Origin of the sequence: Bradyrhizobium sp. in8p8 (genome assembly GCF_000426845.1) — a bacterium.
Lineage (GTDB): Bacteria > Pseudomonadota > Alphaproteobacteria > Rhizobiales > Xanthobacteraceae > Bradyrhizobium > Bradyrhizobium japonicum_C.
Genome location: NZ_AUGD01000021.1, coordinates 58,636 through 69,505 on the forward strand (window position 1 = coordinate 58,636; position 10,870 = coordinate 69,505).

A 10,870-nucleotide genomic window follows, 5' to 3' on the forward strand; every position below is an offset into this window, starting at 1 on the left:
TCATGATGAACCTTGCCGAATACCGACACTCAACGACGCGCCTGGCGGACTTTCTTCCGTGGGCAGCGTTGGTGGATGAGGGAATCGTCCTCAACAAGGACGGTTCGTTCCAGCGGACCGCAAAATTTCGGGGGCCAGATCTCGACAGCGCAGTGCCGGCCGAACTCGTCGCAGTGGCGGGTCGTCTGAACAATGCGCTTCGCCGCCTTGGATCGGGGTGGGCCGTCTTTGTCGAGGCGCAGCGGCATTCCGCCGGCGCATATCCGCCAAGCACGTTTCCCGACGTCGCATCTGCCCTGGTCGATGCGGAGCGAAGAGCGCAATTCGAGGAAGCGGGCGCCCACTATGACTCAAGCTACTATCTCACGTTCCTCCACCTCCCGCCCGAGGAAGGCGCCGCGATGGCAGAGCGGCTGCTGTACGAGAATAGCAGCCGCACCGTCGGCGCTGATGCGCGTGAGGTCCTGAGCGGGTTTGTCGACCGGACCAACCGCATACTCCAGCTCATCGAAGGGTTTATGCCGGAGTGCGCTTGGCTCGATGATGAGGCGACGCTGACTTACCTGCACTCCACCGTTTCGACCAAGCGGCATCGGGTCCGTGTGCCAGAGATTCCCATGTATCTTGATGCGCTGCTCGCCGATCAAACTCTGACGGGGGGGCTTGAGCCACTGCTGGGCGAGGCTCACCTCCGAGTCCTCACTATCGTAGGATTTCCGACCGCGACCACGCCCGGGATCCTCGACGACCTCAACCGTCTCGCATTCCCGTACCGCTGGTCGACCCGAGCGATCATGCTCGACAAGACGGATGCGACAAAACTTCTTACCAAGATTCGTCGCCAATGGTTCGCCAAGCGAAAATCGATCGGCGCGATCCTGAAGGAGGTGATGACCAACGAGGCGTCCAGCCTTCTCGACACCGATGCATACAACAAGGCCATCGATGCCGACGCCGCGCTCCAGGAACTGGGAACGGACCAGATCGGCGAGGCCTTCGTCACCGCGACGGTCACTGTCTGGGACAGGGACGCGCGCGCCGCCGACGAAAAGCTTCGCCTCGTCGAGAAAATAATTCAGGGACGTGATTTCACCTGCATGATTGAGACGGTCAACGCGGTTGAGGCATGGCTCGGCAGCGTGCCGGGGCACGCCTACGCCAATGTCCGCCAGCCCCCGATCTCGACCTTGAACTTGGCGCATATGATTCCGCTCTCGGCGGTATGGTCGGGAGAGGCGAGGGACCATCACTTCAAGGCGCCGCCTCTGTTCTTTGCCAAGACCGAGGGATCGACTCCGTTTCGGCTATCCCTCCATGTCGGCGATGTCGGACACACGCTGGTCGTTGGTCCGACCGGCGCCGGCAAGTCGGTGCTCCTGGCGCTCATGGCCTTGCAGTTCCGACGCTATCCGGGGTCCCAGATCTTCGCATTCGATTTCGGTGGATCGATCCGGGCGGCCGCAATCGCTATGGGGGGCGACTGGCATGATCTTGGAGGCGCGGTTGCAGGAGAAGCATCCGAGTCTGTTTCGCTCCAGCCGTTTGCGGGGATAGACGAGCCCGCAGAACGTGGCTGGGCCGCCGATTGGGTCGCCTCGATCCTGACCCGCGAACGGATCGAGGTCACACCTGAGGTCAAGGATCATGTCTGGTCGGCCCTGACGTCGCTTGCCTCAGCACCACTTCCTGAACGGACCCTCACAGGTCTTTCCGTGCTCTTGCAGTCGAATCTCTTGAAGCGGGCGCTCCAGCCCTATTGCTTGGGTGGTCCCTACGATCGGTTGCTCGATGCCGAGAGTGAACGACTTGGCGAGTCCTCGATCCAAGTCTTCGAGACCGACGGATTGATCGGAACGGCGGTGGCGCCTGCCGTCCTGTCATACCTGTTTCACCGGATCGAGGCCCGTTTCGATGGCCGGCCGACGCTGCTCATCATCGATGAAGGGTGGCTCGCGCTTGATGACGCCGATTTTGCCGGAAAGCTTCGCGAGTGGCTGAAGACACTGCGCAAGAAGAATGCCTCCGTAATTTTCGCAACCCAATCGCTGGCCGACATCGACGGGTCGACGATCGCACCCGCCATCATCGAGAGCTGTCCGACCCGGATCCTGCTCCCCAACGATCGAGCCATCGAGCCACAGATCACGGCTATCTATCGCCGCTTCGGGCTGAACGACCGTCAGATCGAGATCCTCGCGCGCGCGACACCTAAACGGGACTACTACTGCCAGTCGCGTCGCGGCAACCGCCTGTTTGAACTTGGTCTTGGGGAAGTCGCTTTGGCCTTTACCGCCGCCTCATCGAAAGCCGACCAGGTGCTGATCGAGAAGGTGCTGGTTGAAGAGGGTGGCGAGAACTTTGTAGCCGGTTGGCTGCAGGCCAGGGATGTCGGCTGGGCCTGCGATCTCATTCCACATCTTACTAACCTGGAGGCCTCCTCATGAGTCTCCTCCGTCGTGTCGTGGCGGCAAGCGCCATCGCATTCGTTCTTGCCGGTAACCCCAAGCCGTCGTTGGCGCAATGGATCGTGTTCGATCCAAACAATTACGCGCAGAACGTGCTGACCGCCGCGCGCAGCTTGCAGCAGATCAACAACCAGATCACGTCGCTGCAAAATCAGGCGCAGATGCTAATCAACCAAGAGAAGAACCTCGCGACCCTGCCGTTCTCGTCCTTGCTGCAGCTCGAGCAGTCGATCCTGCGCACCCAGCAGCTGCTCGGACAGGCACAGCGCATTGCCTACGACATCCAGCAGATCGATCGAGCGTTCTCGACCACTTATGCGCCGGCGTCGTCAGGTGCGTCGGACCAGGCCTTGGTGGCCAATGCACAAGCACGCTGGCAGAACGCTGTCGCAGGCATGCAGGACGCGATGCGGGTGCAGGCCACCGTCGTCGGCAATCTCGACACCAACCGAGCCCAAATGTCGTCGCTCGTAACTGCGAGCCAAGGTGCGACCGGCTCACTCCAAGCCAATCAGGCGGGTAATCAACTCCTTGGACTCCAGGCCCAGCTGCTCGCCGATCTCACCGCTGTCATCGCTGCACAGGGTCGAGCTCAGAGCTTGGAGTCCGCGCAGCGCGCAGTTGCACAAGATCAGGGCAGAGAGCAACTGCGCCGCTTTTTAACGTCGGGCCAGGGCTATCAGCCTGCAACCGTGCAGATGTTTCACTGATGATGTACACAATTAAGCGCATTCCGATCGGGGTAGCCGCAGTGCTTCTCGCCGTGGCCGTCGGGGCCTGCGCAATCCAGTTAAGCGCCGGCGACGATGAGGCACCGGCTCCTGCATCGGCCACCCAGGAAACCGATCCTCTCGCATCCAAGCTCGCGCAGTGCCGTAGCGTCAACTACGAGCAGAAGGAGGAGCTCCTCGAATGTCGCAAGATCTGGGCTGAGAAGCGGCGCCAATTCTTGAGCCAGAGGAAGGGGGCTACGCGACAAGTCGGCGACGGGGCCTCGGCTAACGGATCGATCCCATCGTCAGTGATGGATGAAAGCCGTCTACCGTCTGGCTACCTCTCCGTGCCGACGCCCGGAGGAAACGAGCGATGAATAGCACCGGTGTCATCGACCAGTTCCTGGAAACCTTCACCCGCTACATCGACTCCGGATTTGGCCTGCTGGGTGGCGAGGTCGGCTATCTCGCCACCACGCTCGCGGCGATCGACATCGTGCTGGCTGCCCTGTTCTGGTCATGGGGCGGTGATGAGGACATCATCGCCCGTCTCGTCAAGAAGACCTTGTTCGTTGGCGTCTTCGCCTATCTCATTGGCAACTGGAACAGCTTGTCCCGGATCGTCTTCGAAAGCTTTGCCGGCCTCGGCCTAAAGGCCTCCGGCACGAGCCTTTCGTCAGCAGATTTCTTGCGTCCCGGCCGGATTGCGCAGGTAGGCCTCGACGCCGGACGGCCGATTCTAGAGTCCATCTCAGGCCTGATGGGTTACGTCAGCTTCTTCGAGAACTTTGTCCAGATCGTCGTTCTGTTGTTCGCCTGGATCGTCGTCCTGCTCGCCTTTTTCATCCTGGCGATTCAGCTCTTCGTCACCCTGATCGAGTTCAAGCTGACGACGCTTGCGGGCTTCGTGCTGATTCCCTTCGGCCTGTTCGGGAAGACCGCTTTCGCTGCGGAGCGGGTGCTCGGCAACGTGATTTCTTCCGGCGTCAAGGTCCTGGTGCTGGCCGTGATCGTCGGCATCGGCTCGACCCTCTTTGCGCAGTTCACGGCGGGATTTGGCGGCAACCAGCCGACCATTGAAAGCGCGATGGCGTTGGTGTTGGGAGCGCTCTCACTGCTTGGTCTCGGCATCTTCGGACCGGGCATCGCCAACGGGATCGTCTCTGGTGGACCACAACTCGGCGCAGGTAGCGCTGTCGGCACCGGCTTGGCTGCCGGTGGCGTGGTTGCAGCCGGAGCCGCGCTCGCAGCCGGTGGCGCCGCGCTGGCCGGAAGCGCCGTTGGGGGAGGCCGCGCCATTGCGGGCGCCTCCTTGAGCGCCTTCCGTGCAGGAGGTCTGTCCGGCGCAGCCGAAAGAGCTACGTCGGCTCCAGCTAGCCCCCTGCGTTCTGTTGCCGTCCAATCCGGTGGATCGAGCGGCAGCTCGAATGGTGGCGATTCCGCGTCGTCCCAGAGGGCGCCCGCCTGGGTTCGTCGCATGAAACGGACGCAGACCATTAGTCATGGAGCCTCAAGCGCTACGCAGGCGATACGCGCGGGCGATCATGGCGGAGGAGGGGCGTCCGTCGATCTCTCACAAGGCGAGAGCTAATGCCCGCGATCACCCACCCATGTTCCATTCCCAATCATCTCCTGAGGTCAAAGCATGTTCAAACGATCGGCCGTTCACTATGGCCGCACGCCTGCACCCGTCACGCCCTATCAACGAGCAGCTCAGGTCTGGGATGACCGCATCGGATCGGCACGAGTCCAGGCCAAAAACTGGCGTCTGATGGCATTCGGCTCTCTATTTCTATCCGCCGGCTTCGCCGCTGCGCTTGCGTGGGAATCAGCACGGGGCACCATCACCCCCTGGGTGGTCGAGGTCGATCAACTAGGCGAGGTGAGAGCCGTCGCTCCCGCAGATGCTTCCTACCAACCCAGCGATCCCCAGATTGCCTTTCACCTCGCTCGGTTCATCGAACATGTTCGCGGCCTTCCCATGGACGCGATCGTGCTGCGTCAGGATTGGCTTCGCGCCTACGACTTCACGACGGACCGCGGCGCTGCAGCCCTGAACGACTATGCGCGCGCCAACGATCCCTTCGCCAAGGTTGGGAAAGCGCAGGTGGCGGTCGAGGTTTCCAGCGTCATCAGGGCCTCACCCGAAAGCTTCCGTCTAGCCTGGATCGAACGGCGCTACGAAAACGGCCAGATGGCCGCCACAGAACGCTGGAGCGCAATTCTCACCATCGTCTTGGAGCCGCCTCGCGACATCGATCGGCTGCGCAAGAATCCACTCGGCATCTACGTCAACGCCATCAATTGGTCGAAGGAGCTGGGATAGTCATGCTCTCCATTTGTCGGATGTCAGTGACCTTGCGGCGCAGCGTGGCGTCGACCCTTCTTGTCTCGGTCTTCACGCTTGGTGGATGCACGGCTTTCAAGCCTCCGCAGATCAGTTACGACTCGGATATCCCGCCGTTCCCCGATCCTCCTGCGGCGACCGACGATCGGCCGCGACCGTTCCACGTGCCGCCCTCGTGGACTCCGGCGCGTGGCGGAAAGCAGAAAGAAGCGAAGGAACCGATCGAAAGAATCGAGAGCGCCAACGACGCGGCTCGCGTTCAGCCCCGCAAGGCGGCGTACTACAACGCGGTGCAGGTGTTTCCGTATAGCCCGGGCGCGCTCTACCAGATCTACGCAGCACCGGGGCAGATCACCGACATAGCGCTCGACCCGGGTGAGCAATTGATCGGGTCGGGACCTGTGGCCGCCGGCGACACCGTGCGCTGGGTTGTGGGTGATACAGAGAGCGGCAATGGGGATACGCGTCGCGTCCACATCATGGTCAAGCCGACCCGTCCGGAAATATCGACCAACCTTGTCGTCAACACCGATCGGCGCACCTACCTGATCGAACTTCACTCTCGCGAAAAGCCGTACATGCCTTCGGTGACCTGGTTCTATCCCGAAGATCGCACACGAGGCCGGACCGTGCCGCCGACGCCATTCATCCCTGATCCAACCCAGCGCCGCTATCGCTACACCATCGAGGGCGACAACCCGCCCTGGCGTCCGATCAACGCCTACGACGACGGACGCAAAGTCTACATCGAATTCTCGCCGGGCATTGGGCAGGGTGAGATGCCGCCCCTCTTCGTTATCGGGCAAGACGGGAAGACCGAGCTTGTCAATTATCGGGCTTTCGGAAGCCTGCTGATCGTCGATCGGCTGTTTGCCGCCGCTGAATTGAGGCTAGGAGGTGAGAACCAGCAGAAGGTGCGCGTCGTCAGAACCGATGGGAGGTCGTCATGACCGATACAAGCGGAGGTCCACCGGATCGGAATGCCGTGCCGCCAAAGGCGCAGGGCGATGCATCAAAAGCCTTCCAGTTGCGTCCTGAACGTCCGGGCGTGACGCGGATATCGCGTAGGGCCCTGATCGGAGGCACCGCCTTGGTTCTTGCCTTTATCTCGGGAGCCGTGTTTTTGGCGCTGCAATCCAGCAAGAAGCGCGCTCCTGCTCCGGAAGAGCTCTACTCGACCGATCACCACAATGTCGCCGACCAGCTTGCCGGCCTGCCGAAGGACTACACAAGCGTCCCGAAAGACGTGCCACCGCTTGGACCGCCTTTGCCCGGCGATTTGGGTCGGCCGATCGTCGCGGCGCAGACCCAGAACGGTCCATTGGCGGTTGACGCTGAACAACAACGTGTCAATCAGGAGAGTGAAGCTGCTCGCACCAGCAAAGTGTTCGCGTCTACAAATGCCCGGATGCCGACCGCGACGGCGCCGTCCAACGATGCTCCGGCGAATGGGACGATGTCGTCCGACGAAGCCTCCGCGCAAAATGGCCAGGACCGCAAGCTTGCCTTCGTGAACGCGCCGGTCGATCGACGCACGACGAGCCCCGATCGTGTGGTCAAACCGGCATCGCCATTCGTGGTGCAAGCAGGGACAGTGATTCCTGGTGCGCTACTGACGGGAATTCGCTCCGATCTCCCTGGCCTGATAACGGCGCAAGTGACCGAGGCGGTATACGATACGCCTACTGGGCGCACCCGGCTCATTCCGCAGGGGGCACGGCTGATAGGTACTTATGATAGCCAGGTCGCATTTGGGCAGTCACGTGTGCTTCTGGTCTGGACCAGGCTGATCATGCCGAACGGCCGGTCAATCGTGCTGGAGCGGCAGCCGGGAGCCGATGTTGCAGGCTACTCGGGCCTTGAGGACGGGGTCGACAACCACTGGAAAGAATTGCTGGGTGCGGCCGCGCTCTCAACTTTGCTGGCCGTCGGCACCGAGGTGAATTCGGGGAGCGACGTCAACAACAGCAACAGCGGAATTATTCAAGCGCTGCGGCGAGGTGCAGGCGAGTCCATCAACCAGACTGGTCAGCAGATTGTTCGGCGCAATCTCAACATCCAGCCGACGTTGACGATCCGTCCGGGGTTTCCGGTGCGGGTTATCGTGAATCGCGATCTCGTGCTCGAGCCGTACAGGGGGTAAGCATGGCCAAACTCAAGCTCGGTACGCTCATCGACGATAAACCGGTCAAGGTCACGCATGAGCTTCCGGCAAGTGTACATCGGGATCTGGTTGCGTATGCCGAGCTGCTTGCGCGCGATAATGATCAGCCAATCGGCGACCCTATCAAGCTGATCGCCCCAATGCTAGCCCGCTTCATGGCAACGGACCGGGCGTTTGCAAAGCTCCGTCGTGCACATCAGGTTGCCAGACAACGTGACGGGTAGCGCTCGGACAATAGCCTCAAGAAGGCTACCAGTGCGGGGGTTTTCGTTGTCATTCTGCCAATAGGCTGAATAGCCCAATACGCTCGGCCCTGTACCGTCGCGCAAGCTCTCGATACACAAGAACAGAAAAGGTAGCACTTATGTCCGATTTCAGAACAAGGCTGATCCCGGCCCTCATGGTAACAAGACTTTTGACCACGCCACGACTGACGTCATGACGTTCGATCTTCGGACCCTCGTCCGGCGAAACAAGCATTGAAACCCACAGATCTTCAATCTCTCGCCCCGGATCGTACTGACGCAAAATGACGGTCTCGTCGCGCAAATCCGTCCAATAGACGACCTCTCGTATCGCCGGAGGATGTTCCGCAGGCAAAACGGCGCTGATCGACTGGCTGGACTACAACAGCTGCATCGTCGTCACCAAGGCGACCAAGGAATTCATCCACGCCAGCGGCCGCCGCAAGGTCAAGGGCTAGATGGACATCGAGCTTTGCGGTCGATGCCATGGAGCTCGCCGAGCATATCGACCGGATGATCCTGTTCTCGGGCGATGGCGACTTCCGCTCGCTCGTCGAGGCGATGCAGCGGCGCGGCGTGCGGGTCACCGTGGTTTCCACCATCGCCAGCAGCCCCCGATGGTCGCCGACGAACTGCGCCGCCAAGCCGACGTGTTCACCGATCTGCTTGAACTGCAGTCCAAGCGTCCAAGCTCGGCCTCGATCCGTCCGAACGCCCGGCGCCGCGCGAAATCCACCACATATTAAGGACGACGATCGTTCCATTCAAAGGCGGTCTACCCGAAGAGGGAGAATGACGGCCAAGTACATGTCGGTGCGGGGCAAGAAGCCCGCCAACCTGGGAGCTGGCGGGCAGTTTGCAATGGCCGCGGTACGCGTTACGAGTTCCGCGACACCTCCGCAATATCAGGAAAGCAGTTGACGCCCGGTTACCGTTTCAACTGCCACGCACATATGTCGTCCGCCGAGTCGGTTGCGGCTTCGTTTTCTACCGGCGCCAATTTCGGACGGGTGCCCGATCTCTTGCTCCCCATATCCAGGACGGGCTTATGTTGGCATCAGTCACGGCGCTTGCCCAAAATCGAGAACCACTGTCTCCAAATCGTCTATTGGGTCATTCGTTCACACGTCGAATAATCTCATTTGCTTACCTTCGGCAGCGCTATTCTTTCGACTTGAAGCACGGCTCGCACTTCTGCTCTGCTTATTCGGTGGTGGCTTCTTTGATATCGTCTCAAGCTTCCGCGAGCCTTTTTGACCGGGGCGCTCCAAGCGCGCTTGTGCCTCGATAAAGAGTTTCAGCAGGCTTTTCCTGGTCATGAGTGGCACCTCATGCGTGCAGACAAACCTCATCATCCGTGGACATTGGGCTCATGACCAACTCCACTAGTTCAGTGAGGCTTGCATATCGCGGAAGATCTCACGATGGCGCCTCGCGGCGAAATTGACTGGAACCTAGTTCTCTCGCCCGATTGCCCGCCGCTTTTCGCAACTCTTGGCGCGGTATTTCTGTATGCCATTCATGACCCCACCCCCGTGAAGCGCGATTCGCACTAAGGGAACCTAGCTGAGTCGGGAAATTGCTGCATCATCGACCTCAAGCCGTCCGCCGTCGCAGGGTATGGCGGCCGTGAAGTGCTCCCCAAAACTAGGCCAGCCGAAGCTGGAATTTTCCGGGGTTTGGCCCCTGTTGGGGCGGGTTGCAAACTCGGTCCGTGTGAGCCCGTTGGGGCGCCCGACCAACTCCGCATGCAGCGCTCGCGAGCGAAGGAGCGTAGCGAGCGCACCGGGGTCAGATTAGAAACGATTGGCCATCGTTGGCCGGTCCGAGGCTTCGCGAAGTCTATAGAATTGGAGCGCTGTCTGAGCTGTCTGCACTCGCATTCGGGAATAGCTTGCGAAATACTGATCCGCGTCCGACTGGGCGACGGCTCGCCCATACGCCTGGAACTTGATGAGAGCCAGGGTTGTGTTCCAGGACAGTCCGGCGGCTTTCGCAAACAGCAGGACTTGCTCATAGTGACCTTGCGCAAGCGCGCGTTCAACTGTAGCTATCGGAAGATCGCACATCAACGAGAGGGCCGCAGCGACTCCATCAAAATTCTCCTGCCTCACGAGTTCATCAAGGATGCCTTCGTCCAGATTGTTGGTGGAATGAAGTTCTTCGAGATAACCGCTCAGACGACGGAAGTCGGAGGATCCGGCCCGGGCAATCGCCTGCAGGCGTTCCGAGGCGAGGGCGATGGCTGCGCGGATAGAGCCCACCTGCAGTGGATTGGCCGCCTCGAGTTGAAGTCTCAGGCCTTCGGACGCTTGCCGGAACAACCTGACCATCTGTTGGCGCGGTATATCCTGACGAGCCCAAATGGAGAGCGCAAGGGTATCGTCCGACCCGGCCTTTTCGACGAGGCTAGAGAGGCCCAACGAAGAGAAACGGCAGCCGGGATTGGTCGCGGTGCTGACCAGTACCGCCCGATCGCCGCGCGTGACGAGGACGTCCGTCAAGCCCTCTTTCAGCTCCCGTCGCTTCGAGATGGCGAGCAGATGTCGCTGGCTCATTGTCTCTGCGTTTCTTATCAGGTCTTGCTCGCTGAGACACCCTGACCTGGAAAGCACGGGGCCGGCGACTTCAATTTCCCTGTCAAAAGCCAGCAGGCGCATGACGTTGCCTGGGGCATCGGCTGCCTCGGCCAGCCGGCTGCCAAATTGGGCTCTGGCCGCGATCTCAACGCTATCGATCAACCTGGTCATGACCTCCTCAAAGAGGTCGATCTCGGCCCGGGAATGCCTCCCCGAACCAGAAAGAAACAGGTCGGTCACGCGCTTGAGCATATCGGCTCGCCGCGCGAGGCTCCTGCCTGAGACGGCGTCCTCAAGCTGGTCTATCAGACTTTCCTGGGGGCTCATGCCAAATTGACCGATCATTCCGCCAAAGCG

Annotated in this window: 9 protein-coding genes and 1 pseudogene; 9 read left to right on the forward strand and 1 reads right to left on the reverse strand. The window is 60.7% G+C overall.

The window, feature by feature from the left end; all coding sequences use genetic code 11:
• Positions 1-2: 2 nt before the first annotated feature.
• The 9 genes and pseudogenes from trbE to K408_RS39390 all read left to right on the forward strand — a co-directional run.
• Entirely contained in the window at positions 3-2,444 is a 2,442-nt protein-coding gene (gene trbE / locus K408_RS0132305; protein WP_024342619.1) for a conjugal transfer protein TrbE, read from the forward strand.
• Positions 2,441-3,175, forward strand: coding sequence for a P-type conjugative transfer protein TrbJ (trbJ, locus tag K408_RS0132310; protein ID WP_024342618.1), 735 nt, complete (start codon positions 2,441-2,443; stop codon positions 3,173-3,175). Before trbE ends, trbJ begins: the two co-directional genes overlap by 4 nt.
• 2 nt (positions 3,176-3,177) lie before the next feature.
• A complete protein-coding gene (gene trbK-alt / locus K408_RS44450) occupies positions 3,178-3,555 on the forward strand; it encodes a putative entry exclusion protein TrbK-alt (RefSeq protein WP_433994159.1) in 378 nt (125 codons plus the stop codon).
• Positions 3,552-4,769, forward strand: a complete 1,218-nt coding sequence (gene trbL / locus K408_RS0132320) for a P-type conjugative transfer protein TrbL (protein ID WP_024342616.1) — start codon at positions 3,552-3,554, stop codon at positions 4,767-4,769. Before trbK-alt ends, trbL begins: the two co-directional genes overlap by 4 nt.
• A gap of 54 nt (positions 4,770-4,823) precedes the next feature.
• Positions 4,824-5,504, forward strand: a complete 681-nt coding sequence (gene trbF / locus K408_RS0132325; RefSeq protein ID WP_024342615.1) for a conjugal transfer protein TrbF — start codon at positions 4,824-4,826, stop codon at positions 5,502-5,504.
• 20 nt (positions 5,505-5,524) lie between these two features.
• Complete coding sequence (gene trbG / locus K408_RS0132330) at positions 5,525-6,475, forward strand: P-type conjugative transfer protein TrbG (RefSeq protein WP_245265955.1); 951 nt, start codon at positions 5,525-5,527, stop codon at positions 6,473-6,475.
• Positions 6,472-7,668: a TraB/TrbI/VirB10 family type IV secretion system protein gene (locus tag K408_RS0132335; protein WP_024342613.1), complete on the forward strand. Its 1,197-nt coding sequence runs from the start codon at positions 6,472-6,474 to the stop codon at positions 7,666-7,668. The genes trbG and K408_RS0132335 overlap by 4 nt, the downstream gene beginning before the upstream one ends.
• Before the next feature lie 2 nt (positions 7,669-7,670).
• A complete protein-coding gene (locus K408_RS0132340) occupies positions 7,671-7,913 on the forward strand; it encodes a DUF2274 domain-containing protein (RefSeq protein ID WP_024342612.1) in 243 nt (80 codons plus the stop codon).
• Between the two features lie 383 nt (positions 7,914-8,296).
• Positions 8,297-8,730: pseudogene (locus K408_RS39390) on the forward strand (LabA-like NYN domain-containing protein); the annotation flags it as partial.
• A 1,000-nt stretch (positions 8,731-9,730) separates the two neighbouring features.
• On the opposite strand, the gene K408_RS0132350 reads toward K408_RS39390, so the two are convergent.
• Positions 9,731-10,858, reverse strand: a complete 1,128-nt coding sequence (locus K408_RS0132350; protein ID WP_051160758.1) for a DUF2336 domain-containing protein — start codon at positions 10,856-10,858, stop codon at positions 9,731-9,733.
• Positions 10,859-10,870 lie beyond the last annotated feature (12 nt).

What these genes read in the sequence shown, in the direction of transcription:
- trbK-alt (WP_433994159.1), top strand. Translation starts at nt 3,178, where the DNA reads ATGTACACAATTAAGCGCATTCCGATCGGGGTAGCCGCAGTGCTTCTC.
- trbF (WP_024342615.1), top strand. Translation starts at nt 4,824, where the DNA reads ATGTTCAAACGATCGGCCGTTCACTATGGCCGCACGCCTGCACCCGTC.
- trbE (WP_024342619.1), top strand. Translation starts at nt 3, where the DNA reads ATGATGAACCTTGCCGAATACCGACACTCAACGACGCGCCTGGCGGAC.
- trbG (WP_245265955.1), top strand. Translation starts at nt 5,525, where the DNA reads ATGTCAGTGACCTTGCGGCGCAGCGTGGCGTCGACCCTTCTTGTCTCG.
- K408_RS0132340 (WP_024342612.1), top strand. Translation starts at nt 7,671, where the DNA reads ATGGCCAAACTCAAGCTCGGTACGCTCATCGACGATAAACCGGTCAAG.
- K408_RS0132350 (WP_051160758.1), bottom strand. Translation starts at nt 10,858, where the DNA reads ATGATCGGTCAATTTGGCATGAGCCCCCAGGAAAGTCTGATAGACCAG.
- trbJ (WP_024342618.1), top strand. Translation starts at nt 2,441, where the DNA reads ATGAGTCTCCTCCGTCGTGTCGTGGCGGCAAGCGCCATCGCATTCGTT.
- trbL (WP_024342616.1), top strand. Translation starts at nt 3,552, where the DNA reads ATGAATAGCACCGGTGTCATCGACCAGTTCCTGGAAACCTTCACCCGC.
- K408_RS0132335 (WP_024342613.1), top strand. Translation starts at nt 6,472, where the DNA reads ATGACCGATACAAGCGGAGGTCCACCGGATCGGAATGCCGTGCCGCCA.